The following is a 17,771-nucleotide window of genomic DNA, read 5'->3' as shown; positions in this document are numbered from 1 at the left end:
AAGAAAGTAACAATATGCAACGCGTTCTGATCACAGGCACCGCCGGGTTTATCGGTTTCCATCTTGCCAAACTGCTGCTTGCTGAAGGGTTCATGATCCACGGCTTTGACGGGATGACGGACTATTACGATGTGGCCTTGAAGCAACGTCGCCATCAAATGCTGCTGCAGAACCCGAACTTCGCTGCAACCGAAGGCATGCTGGAGGATCAGGCGCTGTTCGACCGGACTGCAGATGAATTTGCGCCGGACGTGATTGTCCATCTCGCAGCCCAAGCAGGCGTGCGCTACAGCCTTGAGAACCCGCGGGCTTACCTCGACAGCAATGTCATCGGTACGTTCAATGTGATGGAAGCCGCGCGTCGTCTCGAAGTCCAGCACCTGATGATGGCGTCGACTTCCTCCGTCTATGGAGCGAACGTAGAAATGCCATTCGTTGAGACCGAAAAGGCTGACACGCAGCTGACGATATACGCCGCGACCAAAAAGGCCAATGAGAGTATGGCGCACGCCTATTCGCATCTCTATACTCTGCCAACCACAATGTTTCGGTTCTTCACGGTCTATGGCCCCTGGGGGCGTCCGGATCTTGCGCTCTATAAATTTGTCGATGCGATCTTGGATGGCCGTCCCATCGACATCTACAATCATGGCGAAATGTACCGTGACTTCACGTATGTTGATGATCTAGTCCTCGCTATCCGGCTGCTGATCGATGCGGTGCCCGCGCGTCCGAGCCATGGTGTAGTGCCTCAGGGGGATAGCCTATCGTCTGCTGCGCCCTACCGAGTGGTGAACATCGGTAATTCCGACAAGGTGCGCTTGCTTGATTTTGTCGACGCCATCGAAGACTGCTTGGGGCAGAAAGCTGAGCGAAATTATATGGGCATGCAAACCGGTGATGTGCCCGCGACTTGGGCCAATGCAGAGCTTTTGAAAACACTGACCAGCTATCGTCCGCAGACCGATTTTCGGGATGGCATTGCGCGGTTTGTTGAATGGTACAGGGAATATTCGGGGAAATGATGCAAGAAATGAAGAAGATAGCGGTCATCGGGCTTGGCTATGTCGGCCTTCCGCTTGCGGTGGAGTTCGGCAAGATCCGCCCCGTGATCGGCTTTGATATCAACCAAGCCCGCATTGATGCGCTGCACGACGGCCGCGACAGCACACTGGAAGTCTCCGGAGATGAACTTCGTGAAGCCGCGCATTTATCTTTCACGTCAGATCCCGCAGATTTGGCTGAGGCGAACATCTACATCGTCACCGTTCCTACGCCAATTGATGCCCACAAGCGTCCGGACCTGACGCCCCTGATAAAGGCCTCTGAAGCTTTGGGCAAGGTCCTAAAATGTGGCGATATCGTGATCTATGAATCCACTGTTTATCCTGGGGCCACAGAGGAAGATTGCGTCCCCGTGCTGGAGCGCGTGTCCGGTTTGACCTACAATAAGGACTTCTTTGCTGGGTATTCTCCTGAACGTATCAACCCGGGCGACAAGACACACCGTCTGCCGGATATTCGCAAGGTGACGTCTGGATCGACGCCTGAGATTGCAGAAGTGGTGGATCAGCTCTATGCCAGCATCATCACCGCAGGCACCTATAGCGCTGAAAGCATCCGGGTGGCCGAGGCCGCGAAGGTAATTGAGAATACACAGCGTGATCTGAACATCGCGCTGATCAACGAACTGGCGATCATCTTCAACAAGATGGGCATCGACACAGAGGCGGTGCTCAAAGCAGCCGGCACTAAGTGGAACTTCCTGCCGTTCCGACCGGGCTTGGTTGGCGGCCATTGCATCGGGGTGGACCCCTACTATCTGACCCACAAGGCCGAGACGATCGGCTATCACCCGCAGGTAATCTTGGCGGGGCGGCGCATCAATGACGGAATGGGCGCCTATGTTGCCGGTCAGTTGGTCAAGGCTATGCTCAAACGCCGAATCCAGGTCGACGGTGCGCGCGTGTTAATTCTCGGTCTGACGTTCAAGGAAAACTGCCCTGATCTGCGCAATACCCGTGTCGTCGACGTTGTGAGCGAATTGCAGGATTATGGCATTCAGGTTGATGTGCACGATCCGTGGACGAACGCGGATGAAGCGCGCCATGAATACGGGCTGGACCTCGTGCAGCCTCATAAAGATGGCGGTTACGACGGGATCGTTCTGGCCGTCGCGCATGAACAGTTCAAGGCGATGGGGGCGGACGTGATCCGCGGTTTTGGCAAGGCTGACCATGTCCTTTATGACCTGAAGAATGTTCTTGATACGCAAGAAAGCGATCTGAGGCTATGAAACACCCGGCTTTGTCTAAGATCGACGGAGTTCAGCTTTCTCTTCGGCTCGTCCGTCCGGAGGATGCCCAGTATATTCATGGGTTGCGGACGGATCCGACCTATAATGGCCACCTGTCCACCGTGACTGGCACAGTGGAAGATCAGCGCAGTTGGATCGAAGCTTATAAAACGCGTGAGGCCGCTGGTTCAGAATATTACTTCGTGATCGAACGTAAAGACGGAGTGCGCTGCGGCGTTGTGCGCCTTTATGACATAGCCGGTGATCAATTCACATGGGGAAGCTGGATCCTTGATCATAACAAGCCACGGAAGGCAGCATTAGAGAGCGCTGTTTTGTCATTCGGCTTTGGTTTTGACACTATCGGTCTTGATATAGCGAACATCGATGTGCGGAAGCAAAACACTCATGCAGAAGCCTTCTACCGGCGTCTTGGCATGACCGAAACTTACCGGACAGATGAGGACATATTCTTCATCTATTCTCGGGCGCAGTTTGCAGCAAATAAGCTGGCGCACATGGATGTTCTGCAATCAGGAAGTAACAATGATTGAACAAAACAAATCTTCAGCCGGTCATGTGCGGCTCATCGATCTGCCCGCTGTAACAGACCCGCGAGGCGATTTGACCTTCATCGAAGGGGAGCGCCACGTCCCATTTCCGATCCGACGTGTGTATTACCTTTACAACGTGCCGGTCGACGCGGAGCGTGGCGGTCACGCACACCGTGATCTGGAACAGGTGGTTTTTGCCTTGTCCGGCAGCTTTAGAATGAAAATAGACGATGGTAAGACCAAGTCTGAATATTGGCTGCGAGATCCGCGCAAGGGCCTCTATATCAATCGTTTAATTTGGCGGGAAATGGACAGTTTTAGCCAAGGAGCGGTTTGCATGGTTTTGGCATCGCACCCCTATGACGAAAACGACTACTTTCGCGACTATGATGATTTCACCTTGGCCGTAAACGAGGGCGTAAAATGAAAATCCCCTTCCTCGATCTTGGTGCATCCTACCGCGAACTGAAGCCTGAAATCGACACGGCAGTCTCGCGCGTGCTGGATAGCGGCTGGTACATCCTCGGGCCAGAAGTTGACGCGTTTGAAGCGGAGTGGGCCGAATACTGCGAGGCCAATCACGCCGTGGGGCTGGCCAACGGACTTGATGCGCTGATCCTCGCGCTGCGCGCACTCGATGTCGGTCCGGGCGACGAGGTGATCGTGCCGTCCAACACCTATATCGCCACCTGGATGGCAGTTTCCGCAGTTGGCGCTACGCCGGTGCCAGTCGAACCCGATCCCGCGACACACAACATTGACCCTCCCCGGATCGCCGCTGCAATCACACCGCAGACCAAAGTTCTGCTGCCGGTTCATCTGTATGGTCAGCCCGCCGACTTAGATCCGATCCTGACGCTCGCGCGGCAGCACGGCATTAAGGTGGTCGAGGATGCGGCACAGGCCCATGGCGCACGCTACAAAGGCAAGCGTATCGGGGCACATGGCGATATTGTCTGTTGGAGTTTTTACCCTGGAAAAAACCTTGGCGCCTTGGGCGATGGTGGTGCCATTACCACGAACCGCCCCGAGCTGGCGGACAAGGTTCAAGTGCTGCGTAATTACGGCAGCCGAGTGAAATACGTGAACGAAGTGCAGGGCGTGAACTCGCGCCTCGACCCGATCCAGGCGGCAGTGCTGCGGGTGAAGCTAAAGCATCTTGACGAGTGGACGGACCGTCGCCGGGAGATCGCGGACCTCTATACCAAGGGGCTGGAAAGCAGCGGGCTGATCCTTCCCCATGTCCCCGACTGGGCTGCCCCCGTGTGGCATCTGTATGTCATTCGCAGCACCGAACGGGATGCGCTGCAACAGCGACTTGCAGCGGCTGACATCGGCACATTGATCCACTATCCGATCCCTCCACATATGCAAGAAGCTTATGCAAGGCTCGGCATGGCCGTTAATGATTTCACTCTCGCACGGCAAATGGCTGAAGAAGTGCTGAGCCTGCCGATTTGGCCACAAATGGATGCGAAGAGTATCAACCTTGTTACTACTCAGCTTATGCAAGGGGAAATCTCGTGAAAGGGAAAATTATATGTCATATAGGTCCGCCTAAGACTGCAACTACTTCAATGCAAATCGCCCTTGGTTCCATTAAAAGCTCAGAATTTCTGTTTGCGGGAACATTTCAGCCGCGCGACCTTAATACAGGAAGTTTAAGTTATAGGTTACACGAGTTCTGTGCAAAAAAAACTAACTTTTCTCGGAATGACCAAATTGATCTTACCCATGAGCTTACAGTTCAAGTAAACTCTGGAAAGACAATATTTCTCTCAGAAGAAATGCTTCTGGTGCATCAAAAACACGCATCTGTCCAGGAAAAGATCAGCAGGCTGAAGGAAGTTCTTGGCAACCTGCCTTGTCGTATAGTGATAACGCTGCGGGATCCAAAACTTGCCCTACCGTCCTATTATCAAGAGATATTTCGATCATTGCCAATCGGCCTACAGCTAGATTTTTCTGCGTTTTGTCGTGACCAAAGAGCGATATGCTATGACTATGAGGAACTCTTGAAGATTATTAATGAGGCAGGCTTCGTAGATGTGAAGTTAATTGATTTTGAAACTCTCTCTGCTGGCAAGTTAGACTTGGGTGAACTTATAGATAAAGACGAGTATATAGGAACCACTTTGCAAATTGATAAACACAATAGCGGACTAATTGGCCGCGCTCCAACAGCCCGAAAATTGCCCAGCGTCTCCCTGAAGAATCTGGGCAGGCTGCGTCTTGTACAAAAGGCGATTAGCATCTTCGGATTACGGCATTGGCCCGGTTATCGGCGCTGCGTTGCGCTGATTGACAGAATAGTACTTCGTAAAGCTCAACTGCACGACTTGACTGTACCTTTAGACGTAACTGAACGGCTTGATGCTGGGTATCAGGGAATGCGGCGACAGATTTTGGGCAGAAATGTCTGAATCACGCGGCCTCATAAAATCGATGATGGTTATTGGCAGCGCCCAAGCAGTCAATATCGTAATTTCCATATTTCGGATCAAATTACTGGCGGTACTGCTTGGACCCTCAGGGGTTGGCCTGCTCAGCATATATACGAGCCTTCAGGGCGTGGTGACGACGGCTGCCGGTCTTGGCATTGGGTCTAGCGGCGTGCGACAGATTGCCCGCGCCAAGGGGGAGGAGCAGGCGCTTAGCCGTGTCAGGCGTGTGCTGTTGGCCGCCCATCTGGTGCAGGGCGCGTTCGCCATGCTTGGGGTATGGCTGTTCAGCGCGCCAATATCCGAATGGCTTTTCGGAGATCGGTCTTACGCAACCGAGGTGGGCTTGATTGGCCTTGCCATACTGCTGACCTTGCTCGGTACTGCACACACGACACTGCTGCAAGGCATGCGTCGAATCGGCGATCTTGGCCGCGTTACAGTCATCAGCGCTTTGGTCGGCACCATCGCCGGACTTGCAGCAGTGTGGCTTTATGGTGAGGCTGGGCTGGTTTGGTTCGTTGTGGTTCAGCCGCTTGCGACATTCGTGATCGCTATGCGATTTACTCGTCTCCTTCCAAAGCCCACCACAGACCGCCCCAGCGTCGCCGAGATCTGGGATGTCTGGAAGCCGATGGTCAAATTGGGCGCGGCGTTTATGCTAAGCGGTCTTGCCACGACGGCGACACTGTTGCTGGTGCGCGGCCGTATTACTCAAGAACTAGGACTAGAGGCGGCGGGTCACTTCGCCGCGGCCTGGGGTATCACGATGACTTATGTCGGGTTCCTGCTGGGGGCGATGGCTGCGGATTACTATCCCCGCTTGACCGAAGTTATCACTGACCGCGCCGCCGCGAACCGATTGATGAACGATCAGGCACAGCTCGGGCTGGCGATCGGCGGGCCTATTCTGTTGTTGCTGATCGGGCTCGCACCTTGGGCGGTCACATTGCTCTACTCAGCAGAATTCGTGCCTGCCGTGGAGTTGCTGCAATGGCAGACGGTGGGTAATGTGTTCAAGCTCGCCAGCTGGGCGCTTGGATTTTCATTTGTCGCCGCGGCACGCGGAGGAATTTTTCTACTGGTTCAGATCAACTTCAATGTTCTTTTCCTAGCAATGCTGTGGTTTGGCCTTGAGGCATACGGCTTGACCGTTGCGGGCCCCGCATTCCTGATTGCATACTTCTTACACTTCGCCTTAATTAACATCCTCGTCCATCTATGCCAGGGTTTTCGCTGGCAATCACTCTCTCTCCTTTTGGTAGGGCTACACGCAACCTTAACCTTGTGTCTCTTGATCCTCGCACGAACAGCGCCGGAGGTGGCGGCACTTGCCTCTATCGGTCTGGCGCTGCTATCCGCGGTGTTCGGCCTAAGGGTCGTGCTGGCAAAAATAGGATCAGAGGGACGGGTCGCCACGCAATTCGCTCGAGCCTTCCGTCGGATCAACTGGCCGATACGGTATAGGCTAGATTAAAAAAGCGAAAAGCGTATTGGTGCTACAAACGAACTTCGCATGCATAGCTCAGATAATGGTTGGCCTGTAAGCTGAATTCTAGCAAATAGAAATGTCAGGTCTTTCTGCGGCCTAGGGAGTAAGACGATTCAACAGAAGAGAAGTCAGCTCAAGACTTACGTACTTGTATGTAGCAATATGGATGTTCAGGGGGGGATCGAAAATATTGTGATCCGCCTATCGCAGCATCTGCATTTAACAGGCCATCAAGTAATCTTGATTTCTAGTGGGGGTGAGCTTGTAGAAGGGCTAAGGAAATACGCCACACATATTCGGTTTGATGGTAGGACGAGTCTAAATGCATTAGCGTGTAAGATTCTCGAAATCTCGTCAAAAGACGTGGTGATTACAGGATTTGACCCTTTCTCAACAGCATTAAGTTTCGCCGTAGCCCAAAGTATTTCACACACTAGAGGCAGGACAATCGCGTTTAGTGCGGGTGTTTTTCACCCGCGTGATTACTTTCGCGAACACGAAGCTTCACATCTGAAGTTGATGAACTTTTTTCTCGGACGATTTGTCGTCTCCAGCGGCTTGTTTTTTATGAATTCGGCGTGCCGTGAATCCCATGCAGCATTCTTCCGAAAGAATCTCGGCTTGCACAAAGTGATACCAGTGCCCATGGAGGCGCGTCGGGAAAGTTTTTCCGTTAAACGTAACGAAAGGATCAGGATTTGTTCGGTTGGAAGAATTGTCCCTTTTAAAGCGTACAATTTCTGTGCGGCAAGTATCCTCAACGATCTGAATGGTCCAGATCCTATATTTTCTTGGGATATTTACGGACACGGTACGCATGAGGCCCAATTGCTGGCCACTATACAGCGTGAATCGGGGGGGCAATTGCGCTTTCTTGGATCTCTTGCGCAGTCAAGTTTTGACAGAACCGTATTGGAATATGATGTATTTGTCGGCATGGGTACAGCAGCGATCCAATCTGCTCAGTTAGGTGTTCCAACGGTTTGTGCCATAGATCAAGAGCCCAAGCACTGCTATGGTTTTATATATAACGTCCCATTCGGAAATGTTGGAGAAAGACAAGAGGGAATACCAAAACATTTGCTCTCGCACGTCCTTTCGGACTATGCGCGCATGCCTTTCGAACAGAAATGTTATGTATCTAAGCGGTGTGCTCGGGCAGTAGAGGGATATGATATCTCTAGCTTTGTGCAGGGTATTTGCACTTTTCCTGTTTTGAAGCCAAGCCTGACTAATTGGTTGCGAGCTTCATATTGTAGGATGTACATCACAATCAATACGGAAACCCGCGCCAGAAGGATATTCCGAAAGTTGAGACACATTAAGAAGGTGTTTGATAGGAGGAGAACATAGTGAAGATCGCCATTCTCTTGCCTGATCTACGCGGTGGCGGTGCGGAAAGAGTAAATCTTGATCTCGCATATGAGTTCGTTCGCGGAGGGCATACGGTAGAATTTGTGCTTCAAAACGCTCGCGGCGAATTATTGGAAGAAGCCCAAACGCACTTCTCAGTGGTCGACCTGAAATGCGCGAGAATGAGGAATTTGCCCAAGAAGCTGTTTCATTATCTTCGCGGCAATCGTATTGAGGTTCTAATCTCAGCGATGTGGCCTTTGACGGTTATTGGCCCTCTCGTGGGGAAATTCGTTAGTAGGAAGATAGTGGCTATTGCAAGCGAGCATGCGATTTTGTCGAATAGCTCAAAGTCAGATAAGCGCGCCCACAGGGTTTTTCGTGCGATAAGTGCACTGGTGGGCTATCGTTTGGCCAACCACGTCGTGGCCGTCTCACGGGGAGTTGCGGCAGATATAAGTCGTATCTCGTGGATCCCTCAAAGTGAGATCAAAATCATCAATAACCCGTTGCGGAAATTTAGTATTGAGCGGCTCTCTTCACTAGAAAAACCAGCTTCGCTGAGATCGCCGGGGAGAACTATCATTGGGATAGGGAGTCTAACCCGCACCAAGAATTATGCGTTGCTTATTGAAGCGTTTTCTTGCCTGCCGACACCTCATAATATACGCCTTTTCATTCTCGGGGAAGGACCCGACCGACCTAACCTTGAGCAACTGATTCAGCGTAAAGGTCTCGAACGCAGTGTGTTTCTACCCGGTTTCATGGGGGATCTTCGGCCATGGTTCTCTTCTGCAGACCTTTTCGTCCACACATCCAATAGTGAAGGTTTTGGAAATGTGCTTGTCGAAGCCCTAAGTTTTGGCGTCCCAGTAGTAAGTACAGATTGCCCTACCGGGCCGAGGGAGATTTTACAGGATGGTAAATTTGGGGTGCTTGTCCCAATGAATGACTCAAACGCGCTCTGTGAAGCGATCATAGGAATGCTTGATTCCCCTATGGAGCCAAGCGTCCTAACTGAACGAGCCGCCGACTTCCAGAGCAGTAAGATAGCTAAGAAGTACAGCTCCCTGTTTTGATAAACCCATCTACGACGCACAAGCGCAATTCACTTTTCTTGGTTATGAATGAAATGAATAGATTGACAGCGAAATTTCGGCGCGAGATAGCTAGGGGATACTTCTCTTGCCTTGATCGCAAGAGGGGCTTGTTTGTAAATAGGGCGCTTGACCGCGCTGTTTATAATCAAACCATACCTCTAGATAGACTACTTGCGGATCAGGAAAGCGCAGCTTTTGCGATTGCTCAGTATGCGTGGGACGAAATCGATGGATATCGATCGGAATTTGGGCGATTTGACTACAAGTGTTTCCGTCAACTGCCTTTTTTAGAGAAGTCATTACTGATTGAGTCTCCGGACGCCTTTACTGCGAAAAAACCCGGCACTATTTTCTATGGAAGTACTTCTGGTTCAACAGGAAAATCGCTTAGATTCGCGTACGACGCTGCCCATGCATCGTGGGCCGAGGCTTGTAAGTTACGTGGTCGAACTTGGTATAACGTTCATAGGGGGGACCCGGTATTAGTTCTCTGGGGGAGGTCTGTTAGGACTCCAAGTGCCGGACGGAAGGTTCTTGACCGTACTAAGGCTTATCTCCGTAACGAACTTTACTTTAATACCTTTGCAAGTCTGGATGAACCCTTTCTGTCGGAGGTGGCGGCAGGAATAGGCTATCATCAGCCGAAAGTTATCTATGGATATGGTTCTAGCTTGGCTGCACTTGGACGGTATTTGTTCGAAAGGAGTCCGCTTGTGGCCCCATCCAAGGAGCGCTTACTTGTTCAATACACTGCCGATCACTTGGGAGCGGCCGATTCAAAAATTTTAGAAGAATCCCTTGGTTCAATGGTCGTTTCTGATTACGGTGCGAGCGAGGCGCCGGGGATTGCTTTTGAATGTCCAGAGGGGCATCTGCACATATCAGTCGACTGCTATAAGATAGAATTTCTTGATCAAGAAGGTAACGAAGTTCCTGAGGGGGAAATTGGTGATATCGTAGTCACCTCTCTCCATAATAGAGCAATGCCGCTCATCCGGTATCGAATTGGAGATCTCGGCGGCCCTATTAACGGTAGTTGCTCCTGCGGAAACACGATGCCCCGGATGAGGCTCGCAGTCGGTAAATCTATCGACACTATAAATACTAGTTTCGTGAAGGGGGTTTCGTCTCATTATCTTGATTATATTAATATTGAACTGATGAGACGCGGCGATGACGGCATTGCACAATTCAAGGTCATTCAGGATGGCACGGATAAATTTCGGCTCATGGTAGTCGCTAGAAAAAAAGGGTCAGCTGTCGACTTGGGCAACTTCATTCATCTTCTACGCGATAAAATAGGCCCAGTAGAAGTGAATACCGAGCTCGTCCAAGAAATTCCAAGAGAAGCTAGTGGTAAACATAGATATTTTGTCAGCGTGGTAAAAGAATGAGCTCTATTCTCTACTTGACCCGCAACGGCTTGTTGGAGCCACTGGGGCAGAGTCAAGTCTTTGCATATCTACGAGGCCTGTCACGCTCACATGCCATCACACTCGTCACCTATGAAAAGCTCGAAGACTGGGCCGATACGGAGGCGATGAGACAAGCGCGTGCAGACTGTGTTGCGCATGGTATCCGCTGGCTGCCGCAAAAGTTTCGACCAGCTCCGAAAATCATTGCTCCTACACTCAGTATGATTCGGATGATTTGGCTAGTGCGCCGGGAAGTGCAACGTGAAAAGATAAATTTGATACACGCCAGATCGTATATCCCAGCCGCGGTCGCGCTGGTCGTCAACCGACTAACCGGGGTGCCATTCCTCTTCGACATGCGCGCCCTTTGGCCGGAAGAGCTGATCACTTCGGGCAGGTTGCGAAGAGGTTCATTGATCCACCGTGTCATCGCACGAACTGAAAGGGCTTGCCTGGCAAAGTCGGCTGGAATAATATCACTAACACATGCGGCAGCTAAATATCTCAGAACTGTTTACCCTAGAGAACTTGTAAACCAGCGCCTCGTCGTAATCCCTACCTGTGCTGATCTAGACCGCTTCGCTCCTCCAGTAAGCAAGCGCACGGGCCCAACTGTGCACGGCTGCATTGGTACCGTCCTGTCGGGCTGGTTCCAAACGGATTGGCTGGCCAACTGGATACGCGTAGCCGCAACTCGCGATCCAAAGGCGCGGTTCACAATTGTGACCCGCGATGATCCAGGAAGGGTCCGCAGGACGCTCGATCCGGAGAGCGAATTCGTGGATCGGTTGAGTATTGGCCCGCGGCTTTCTAAGGAGATGCCGGACGCCGTGGTCGGTCACAATCTTTCGATAATGTTCTATGCAGGCGGTGAAGTTTCTGAACTTGGGCGCTCGCCAACGCGGATGGCCGAGGTGCTAGGTTGCGGACTCCCTGTTGTGGTGAATGAAGGTGTCGGAGACGTCGCCGATATAGTCCGGAAATTCAATGTCGGCGTGATCGCGGAAGACGCAAGCGCCCCGGCCATGGACGCGGCATTCGACGCGCTCCAATCGCTGATGCAAGATCCTGGCCTCCCTGCGCGGTGCCGTGCCACGGCCGAGACTTTATTCTCTCTTGAGTCGGGAACCGAGGCCTATCGCGAAATCTATGCGTCGATCTTAAACGTGAAAGAAGCCTGACGTGCAGCCGACTGGACTTCCTTGCTCCGTACAAGGCGTTGACATTCAACTGCTATGGCGAAGGGTCTGCGAATGAGAATTCGCAATGGTGAGAGTAAATTGAAATGGCGGCAGGTCTTTCACCAGCATGCGCCCCCAGCATCATCGGCCATCCGAAGGTAGGCTTTCCAATACCGCTCAGTCTTTGGTTGCGCGGCCCTTTACGAGACTGGGCCGTAGACCTTACGTCGGACAAACGCCTAGCTAAGGACGGACTGTTCAGCGCCGATATCGTCCGCAAGACTTGGCCAAAGCATCACCCGAGAAGCAGGGATTGGCCAGTCCCGCTCACAATTAAATCACTTTTCCGCGCTTGGTTCACAGGGCAGGTCGAGATATGAACATCCTACTATTGTCACGTTATACTCGTATGGGGGCATCCAGTCGTTTGCGCACGATGCAGTATCTACCTGCGTTAGAGCGTGAAGGATTCAACGTTCAAGTCGCTCCTTTTTTTGACGATACTTATCTACACGCGCTGTACTCAGGACAAAGGAAACACACTTCTGCAGCGACATACCTCTTCAAAAGGATCAGGCAACTTCGGATGCATCCGACTCCCGATATGTTATGGATTGAGAAAGAGGCATTGCCATGGATCCCATGGCTGTTTGAACGGGTAGTTTTACCTCGAGGAGTACCGGTTGTTAGTGATTACGACGACGCGGTTTTTCATCGTTACGATAAGCACAGAATAAGAGCTGTACGAACCATTTTAGGCAGGAAGATCGAAAATGTAATGTCAGCTTCGGCCCTTGTGATGGCCGGCAACTCGTATTTAAGCGATTACGCACGACAAAGTGGAGCCAGGCAGGTTAAAACCGTTCCGACTATTGTCGATATCGATGCCTACCAGATTGGCCTGCATACTGTTAGCAAGAACAAACTAAGCGTAGGCTGGATCGGCACCCCACAGACTTGGCAGGCACTCGCCCACCCAATTCACGATATTCTGACACCATTGCTTAAAGAACGAGACGCGATGTTTCTTGCCGTTGGGGCTGGTATGAAGCCGGAAGTCTGTGGAACTCTCCAAATTCAGCCTTGGACAGAAGACACCGAGGTACAATCGATCCAGAAAATGGATATCGGCGTCATGCCGCTCCCCGATACACCCTGGACGCGCGGCAAGTGTGGATACAAGCTCATCCAATACATGGCGTGCGGGTTACCAGTCGTGGCCTCGCCGGTTGGTGTGAACCGTGATCTTGTCGAGCATGGGGTGAACGGCTTTCTTGCTGAAAGTGACGACGAATGGTGTGCAGCGATCAAAGCTCTGCTGAATGATCCAGACTTGCGTCGACGGATGGGGGAAGCCGGCCGGCAAAAGGTTGAAGCGCGGTATTCCTTGCAGGTCTGGGGTCCGCGTGTGGCACTGATGCTGCGCAGGGTCATAGAAAACAGAGCCACCATCTAATGGTCTATTTCGGCCTCGCCAATATGTTATTCCTCTTGCGCTACGCACTGAACAACGTGGGGGGGAGGGGGCGTCGGGAGGTTTACTACGTCGTTCTTCTGTCGCTTTTTCTGTTCTCGGCCTTCCGGTTCCAAGTTGGCTGCGACTGGTCAGGTTATTATTATCAATACTTGGGTGCAACGGATATAGATTGGCAGCTAATTACGGCTCGCGAGCCAGCTTGGTGGGCTCTCCTTGGTTCGATCAAAGCACTAGGTTTTCCATATCCAGTAGCTAATATTGCCTCCAGCGCCATTTTTTTTATTGGGATCCACGTATTGGCGCGCCGGCAACTTGACCCGCTGGGTTTTCTGGTGTTGTTGTTTCCGATACTGATTATCAATATGCCGATGTCTGGCATCCGGCAAGGGGCTGCCATAGGGCTAATTTGTATCGCCTTTACAGCCTTTATTGATCGGCGTAGGAACTGGTTTGCGATTTGGGTGTTCGTCGCCGCAGGATTCCATTCAAGTGCTTTGGTCTTTCTGCTTCTATTTCCGCTAGCTACCGGGCGTTATACCAAGTCGCGATTGAGCATGGCCGTGGTTCTCGCTATCCCGGGTGTGGCTCTACTTGCTGGTGGAGAAAGTGCAGAGATCGCGACTTCCCGGTACATCGGATCTGGCGCGGAAGCCTTCGGCGCTGTGTTCCGGGTTGGCATCCTTGGACTGTCTGCGCTCTATTTTTTCTGGTTCGTTCGGAAAAAATGGATGCCCAATTTCTCGTATGACTATAGTCTTGTGAGCATTGGCGCGATCGGCATGATGCTGACGTTTCTTCTCCTCCCAGTCTCGACAATCATCGCCGACAGGTTTGGTTATTATTTCATCCCCATCCAAACGATGATCTTTGCGCGGCTACCGTATTTACCCTTTAAATTTAATCCCTCCTTGCATACTTCTTTGCCGTATCTAGGCCTTCTTGTGGTCTTTTTCGTCTGGACACAGATCTCCGGACATTTCAATCAATGTTACATCCCCTATCAAAGTTGGATTTTTGGTTTCCCGGGTGGCGATCTTCTTGATTCATGATATCCACGCGCCACGGTTGCAGAAAACAGGTTATTAAATGATAGAAAGTCATCATACGGACTTGCCGGGAGTATTGATTATTCAACCTGACCGATTCGGTGATCATCGAGGTTTCTTTGCAGAAACCTACAGCCAGCGCGTTTATGCTGAATTGGGAATCAATGAAAATTTTGTACAGGACAACCACTCGTTGTCTGCTGAGACTGGTACGGTGCGGGGGCTACATTTCCAAGGCCCGCCGCGCGCGCAGGCAAAGTTGGTCCGTTGCGGGCGGGGTGCGATCTTTGATGTCGCCGTTGATATCCGGAAAGGTAGTGAGACCTATGGCAAATGGGTTGGCTATGAATTGAGCGCTGAGAATGGCGCGCAACTGTTTATCCCTGCGGGTTTCGCCCATGGTTTTGCCACGCTGCAGCCCGATAGCGAGATCATCTACAAATGCTCGGATTATTACGCGCCAGAAACCGAGGTCGCGCTACGCTGGAATGATCCTGCCATTGGCATCAAGTGGCCCGTACAGGGCGCTGCGATCCTTAGTGATAAGGATTCTGTAGCACCCGTTCTGGCCGATCTAGAAAGCCCGTTTTTTTGGGAAGGGTAAAAAATATGAAAGTTCTTGTCACCGGCGGTGCAGGGTTCATCGGATCAGCGGTGGTACGCCAGGCTATCGCGGCAGGTCATGAAGTAGTTAATCTCGATGCGCTGACCTATGCTGCTTGCATCGAAAATGTCGCCTCCGTAGCCGACAATCCGCTTTATATTTTTGAACATGCCGATATTCGCGATCGAGCGGCCCTAGAGCGGATATTTGCAAAGCATCAGCCTGACGCTGTAATGCATCTGGCCGCCGAAAGCCATGTTGACCGCTCGATCGACGGACCCGGTGCCTTTATTGAGACCAACATCACCGGCACCTATAACATGCTCGAGGAAGCCCGCGCCTATTGGGTCAGTCAAGGCCATTCCGAGAGCTTCCGTTTCCATCATATCTCGACCGATGAGGTCTTCGGTTCGCTACCCGACGATCCTGCGGTGAAATTTACCGAGACTACGCCCTACGATCCGCGTTCGCCCTATTCCGCGTCAAAAGCTGCCAGTGACCACCTAGTGCGCGCCTGGCATGAAACCTACGGTCTGCCAGTAGTCCTAAGCAACTGCTCGAACAACTATGGCCCTTATCATTTCCCGGAAAAACTGGTGCCAGTGATCATCCTCAATGCGTTGGCCGGAAAACCGCTGCCGATCTATGGCAACGGTTCTAACATTCGCGATTGGCTCTATGTCGAGGACCACGCTGATGCACTGCTAACAGTGCTGAGCAATGGCGAGATCGGTCGGAGCTATAACATCGGCGGCGAGAATGAGCGCAGCAATCTTGACCTAGTGCAGACTCTCTGCGCAATTCTCGACGAGCTGCGCCCGGCCAACCGCCCTTATGCAGAACTTATTACCTATGTGGCTGACCGGCCAGGCCACGATGCGCGCTATGCGATTGATCCAAGCCGGATCCGCGACGAGCTTGGCTGGCGGCCTTCAGTAACTGTGGAAGAAGGTTTGCGGCGCACGGTGCAGTGGTATCTCGATAACGAAGAATGGTGGCGCGCGCTGCAAGACCGAGCCGGCGTGGGCGAGCGGCTTGGGGTCTCCGCGTGAAGTTTCTGGTTTTTGGCGAAAGTGGCCAAGTTGCGCGCGAGTTGCAGCGTCTGGGTAGAGATACGGTGATAGCTTTGTCCCGGGCAAATGCGGATTTAAGCAACACTGAGGCCTGCGCTGCAGTGATCGCAACCACCGATGCTGATGCTGTGATCAATGCTGCTGCCTACACTGCTGTGGACCGAGCAGAGGAGGAAGAGGGGCTGGCCCTGCGTATTAATGGAATAGCTCCCGGTGCCATGGCACTTGCCGCGGCCGCGCGCGGTTTGCCGTTCGTGCATATTTCCACTGACTATGTCTTTGACGGCAGCGGTGATCAGCCTTTTGGGGTTGCTGATGCTACCGGCCCACTGGGGGCCTACGGGCGAACGAAACTGGCGGGAGAAAAAGCGGTCCGCGCTGCCGGTGGCGCCTACGCGATCTTTCGGACTTCATGGGTTGTCTCTTCGCATGGGAATAATTTTGTCAAAACCATGCTGCGGCTCGGCGCTGAGCGCGATGCGTTGAACATTGTCGCTGATCAGATCGGCGGGCCCACCCCGGCGGCTGCCATTGCAAGGTCATGCTTTGCAACGGCACGGCAATTACGTGACGATCCGAGCAAAACCGGCACGTACCACCTTTCGGGTGGTTCTGAACTTAGTTGGGCGGATTTTGCCCGCGCCATTTTCGAGGTCTCGGGGATCGACTGCACGGTCAACGACATCCCAAGTAGTACCTATCCGACCCCGGCCAAGCGGCCGCTGAATTCACGGCTCGACAACAGCCGCACGCAAGAGATTTTTGGTTTGGCGCGCCCCGACTGGCGCGAGGGCCTTAATGACATTTTAAAAGATTTGGGAGCATTAGCATCATGAGTACGCGCAAGGGGATCATCTTGTCTGGTGGGTCTGGGACGAGGCTTTATCCAGTTACCATGGGTGTTTCAAAACAACTCCTGCCAGTTTACGATAAGCCTATGGTCTATTACCCTCTCAGCGTGCTGATGCTGGCGGATATTCGTGAGATCGCAGTGATCACAACCCCGCAGGATCAAGAGCAGTTTCGACGCACACTCGGCGACGGCAGCCAATGGGGCCTCTCACTTACCTACATCACCCAGCCGAGCCCCGATGGACTGGCCCAGGCCTTTATCTTGGCAGAAGAATTCCTCGACGGTGCGCCCTCGGCGCTGGTTCTTGGAGATAACATCTTCTATGGCCACGGCCTGCCAGGAATGCTCGCAAAGGCTGACGCAAAGCTAAGCGGCGGTACGGTATTTGGCTACCAGGTTTCCGATCCGGAGCGCTACGGGGTCGTGGATTTCGATGCCGAGGGCCGAGCTAGGTCAATTATTGAAAAGCCTGAAGTGCCGCCTTCGAACTTCGCCGTGACGGGGCTCTATTTTCTCGACGGTAGCGCTCCAGATCGCGCCCGACGGGTGACACCGAGCGCGCGAGGCGAGTTGGAAATTACCTCGTTGCTGGAAATGTACCTGCAAGAAGGCGCGCTTTCGGTTGAACGGATGGGACGTGGTTTTGCTTGGCTCGATACGGGTACTCATGAGAGCCTACTTGATGCGGGCACTTTTGTGCGTACTCTAGAAAAACGACAGGGCCAGCAGGCTGGTTGTTTAGAGGAGATCGCCTACCAACAGGGTTGGATCAACGAGGCTGAATTGGAAGCGCGCGCCGAAATGTTCCAAAAGAACGACTACGGGACCTATCTCAGGCGACTTCTCAAGTAGGCGATCCGGGTAGGGTTCGATCACAGGCCAATTC

The 17,771-nt window shown here is 52.5% G+C and carries 18 protein-coding genes; all 18 read left to right on the top strand.

Annotated features, from left to right (window positions below; all coding sequences use genetic code 11):
• The first annotated feature begins 14 nt into the window (after positions 1 to 14).
• The 18 genes from T8A63_RS19645 to rfbA all read left to right on the top strand — a co-directional run bounded on the left by T8A63_RS19645 (position 15) and on the right by rfbA (position 17,737).
• Positions 15 to 1,025 carry an NAD-dependent epimerase/dehydratase family protein gene (locus tag T8A63_RS19645; protein ID WP_322346154.1) on the top strand — a complete coding sequence of 337 codons (1,011 nt, stop codon included), beginning with the start codon at positions 15 to 17 and terminating at the stop codon, positions 1,023 to 1,025.
• Entirely contained in the window at positions 1,022 to 2,296 is a 1,275-nt protein-coding gene (gene tviB / locus T8A63_RS19640) for a Vi polysaccharide biosynthesis UDP-N-acetylglucosamine C-6 dehydrogenase TviB (protein ID WP_416153257.1), read from the top strand. Before T8A63_RS19645 ends, tviB begins: the two co-directional genes overlap by 4 nt.
• A complete protein-coding gene (locus T8A63_RS19635; RefSeq protein ID WP_322346152.1) occupies positions 2,293 to 2,850 on the top strand; it encodes a GNAT family N-acetyltransferase in 558 nt (185 codons plus the stop codon). Before tviB ends, T8A63_RS19635 begins: the two co-directional genes overlap by 4 nt.
• The gene (locus tag T8A63_RS19630) at positions 2,843 to 3,277 is read left to right on the top strand and encodes an FdtA/QdtA family cupin domain-containing protein (protein WP_322346151.1); all 435 of its coding nucleotides are present in this window, start codon (positions 2,843 to 2,845) and stop codon (positions 3,275 to 3,277) included. The genes T8A63_RS19635 and T8A63_RS19630 overlap by 8 nt, the downstream gene beginning before the upstream one ends.
• Positions 3,274 to 4,377, top strand: coding sequence for a DegT/DnrJ/EryC1/StrS family aminotransferase (locus tag T8A63_RS19625; protein ID WP_322346149.1), 1,104 nt, complete (start codon positions 3,274 to 3,276; stop codon positions 4,375 to 4,377). Before T8A63_RS19630 ends, T8A63_RS19625 begins: the two co-directional genes overlap by 4 nt.
• Complete coding sequence (locus tag T8A63_RS19620) at positions 4,374 to 5,273, top strand: hypothetical protein (protein ID WP_322346147.1); 900 nt, start codon at positions 4,374 to 4,376, stop codon at positions 5,271 to 5,273. The genes T8A63_RS19625 and T8A63_RS19620 overlap by 4 nt, the downstream gene beginning before the upstream one ends.
• Positions 5,224 to 6,768, top strand: a complete 1,545-nt coding sequence (locus T8A63_RS19615) for an O-antigen translocase (protein WP_322346145.1) — start codon at positions 5,224 to 5,226, stop codon at positions 6,766 to 6,768. Before T8A63_RS19620 ends, T8A63_RS19615 begins: the two co-directional genes overlap by 50 nt.
• 177 nt (positions 6,769 to 6,945) lie before the next feature.
• Positions 6,946 to 8,136 (top strand): hypothetical protein, encoded by a 1,191-nt coding sequence (locus T8A63_RS19610; protein ID WP_322346144.1) that lies wholly within the window; start codon positions 6,946 to 6,948, stop codon positions 8,134 to 8,136.
• On the top strand, positions 8,136 to 9,215 hold the full coding sequence (locus tag T8A63_RS19605; RefSeq protein WP_322346143.1) for a glycosyltransferase: 1,080 nt from the start codon (positions 8,136 to 8,138) through the stop codon (positions 9,213 to 9,215). Before T8A63_RS19610 ends, T8A63_RS19605 begins: the two co-directional genes overlap by 1 nt.
• A gap of 62 nt (positions 9,216 to 9,277) precedes the next feature.
• On the top strand, positions 9,278 to 10,630 hold the full coding sequence (locus T8A63_RS19600) for a hypothetical protein (protein ID WP_322346141.1): 1,353 nt from the start codon (positions 9,278 to 9,280) through the stop codon (positions 10,628 to 10,630).
• A complete protein-coding gene (locus T8A63_RS19595) occupies positions 10,627 to 11,832 on the top strand; it encodes a glycosyltransferase (RefSeq protein ID WP_322346139.1) in 1,206 nt (401 codons plus the stop codon). Before T8A63_RS19600 ends, T8A63_RS19595 begins: the two co-directional genes overlap by 4 nt.
• Positions 11,833 to 11,936: 104 nt before the next feature.
• Complete coding sequence (locus T8A63_RS22440) at positions 11,937 to 12,212, top strand: asparagine synthase-related protein (RefSeq protein WP_416153256.1); 276 nt, start codon at positions 11,937 to 11,939, stop codon at positions 12,210 to 12,212.
• Positions 12,209 to 13,288 carry a glycosyltransferase family 4 protein gene (locus T8A63_RS19590; protein WP_322346137.1) on the top strand — a complete coding sequence of 360 codons (1,080 nt, stop codon included), beginning with the start codon at positions 12,209 to 12,211 and terminating at the stop codon, positions 13,286 to 13,288. The genes T8A63_RS22440 and T8A63_RS19590 overlap by 4 nt, the downstream gene beginning before the upstream one ends.
• On the top strand, positions 13,288 to 14,358 hold the full coding sequence (locus tag T8A63_RS19585) for an EpsG family protein (RefSeq protein ID WP_322346135.1): 1,071 nt from the start codon (positions 13,288 to 13,290) through the stop codon (positions 14,356 to 14,358). The genes T8A63_RS19590 and T8A63_RS19585 overlap by 1 nt, the downstream gene beginning before the upstream one ends.
• A 37-nt stretch (positions 14,359 to 14,395) precedes the next feature.
• Complete coding sequence (rfbC, locus tag T8A63_RS19580; protein WP_322346132.1) at positions 14,396 to 14,959, top strand: dTDP-4-dehydrorhamnose 3,5-epimerase; 564 nt, start codon at positions 14,396 to 14,398, stop codon at positions 14,957 to 14,959.
• A gap of 5 nt (positions 14,960 to 14,964) precedes the next feature.
• Positions 14,965 to 16,011 carry a dTDP-glucose 4,6-dehydratase gene (gene rfbB, locus T8A63_RS19575; protein WP_322346130.1) on the top strand — a complete coding sequence of 349 codons (1,047 nt, stop codon included), beginning with the start codon at positions 14,965 to 14,967 and terminating at the stop codon, positions 16,009 to 16,011.
• Positions 16,008 to 16,868 carry a dTDP-4-dehydrorhamnose reductase gene (gene rfbD, locus T8A63_RS19570; RefSeq protein WP_322346128.1) on the top strand — a complete coding sequence of 287 codons (861 nt, stop codon included), beginning with the start codon at positions 16,008 to 16,010 and terminating at the stop codon, positions 16,866 to 16,868. The genes rfbB and rfbD overlap by 4 nt, the downstream gene beginning before the upstream one ends.
• On the top strand, positions 16,865 to 17,737 hold the full coding sequence (rfbA, locus tag T8A63_RS19565) for a glucose-1-phosphate thymidylyltransferase RfbA (RefSeq protein ID WP_322346126.1): 873 nt from the start codon (positions 16,865 to 16,867) through the stop codon (positions 17,735 to 17,737). Before rfbD ends, rfbA begins: the two co-directional genes overlap by 4 nt.
• The last annotated feature ends 34 nt before the right edge of the window (positions 17,738 to 17,771 follow it).

It is taken from the genome of Sulfitobacter sp. OXR-159, assembly GCF_034377145.1.
Taxonomy (GTDB): Bacteria; Pseudomonadota; Alphaproteobacteria; order Rhodobacterales; family Rhodobacteraceae; genus Sulfitobacter.
Note: the sequence above shows the minus strand (reverse complement) of the source record. Positions and strands in the feature narration are given on the sequence as shown.

Coding starts and splice junctions, on each gene's coding strand:
- T8A63_RS19645 (WP_322346154.1), top strand. CDS start 15: ATGCAACGCGTTCTGATCACAGGCACCGCCGGGTTTATCGGTTTCCAT.
- tviB (WP_416153257.1), top strand. CDS start 1,022: ATGATGCAAGAAATGAAGAAGATAGCGGTCATCGGGCTTGGCTATGTC.
- T8A63_RS19635 (WP_322346152.1), top strand. CDS start 2,293: ATGAAACACCCGGCTTTGTCTAAGATCGACGGAGTTCAGCTTTCTCTT.
- T8A63_RS19630 (WP_322346151.1), top strand. CDS start 2,843: ATGATTGAACAAAACAAATCTTCAGCCGGTCATGTGCGGCTCATCGAT.
- T8A63_RS19625 (WP_322346149.1), top strand. CDS start 3,274: ATGAAAATCCCCTTCCTCGATCTTGGTGCATCCTACCGCGAACTGAAG.
- T8A63_RS19615 (WP_322346145.1), top strand. CDS start 5,224: ATGCTGGGTATCAGGGAATGCGGCGACAGATTTTGGGCAGAAATGTCT.
- T8A63_RS19610 (WP_322346144.1), top strand. CDS start 6,946: ATGGATGTTCAGGGGGGGATCGAAAATATTGTGATCCGCCTATCGCAG.
- T8A63_RS19595 (WP_322346139.1), top strand. CDS start 10,627: ATGAGCTCTATTCTCTACTTGACCCGCAACGGCTTGTTGGAGCCACTG.
- T8A63_RS22440 (WP_416153256.1), top strand. CDS start 11,937: ATGGCGGCAGGTCTTTCACCAGCATGCGCCCCCAGCATCATCGGCCAT.
- T8A63_RS19590 (WP_322346137.1), top strand. CDS start 12,209: ATGAACATCCTACTATTGTCACGTTATACTCGTATGGGGGCATCCAGT.
- T8A63_RS19585 (WP_322346135.1), top strand. CDS start 13,288: ATGGTCTATTTCGGCCTCGCCAATATGTTATTCCTCTTGCGCTACGCA.
- rfbC (WP_322346132.1), top strand. CDS start 14,396: ATGATAGAAAGTCATCATACGGACTTGCCGGGAGTATTGATTATTCAA.
- rfbB (WP_322346130.1), top strand. CDS start 14,965: ATGAAAGTTCTTGTCACCGGCGGTGCAGGGTTCATCGGATCAGCGGTG.
- rfbA (WP_322346126.1), top strand. CDS start 16,865: ATGAGTACGCGCAAGGGGATCATCTTGTCTGGTGGGTCTGGGACGAGG.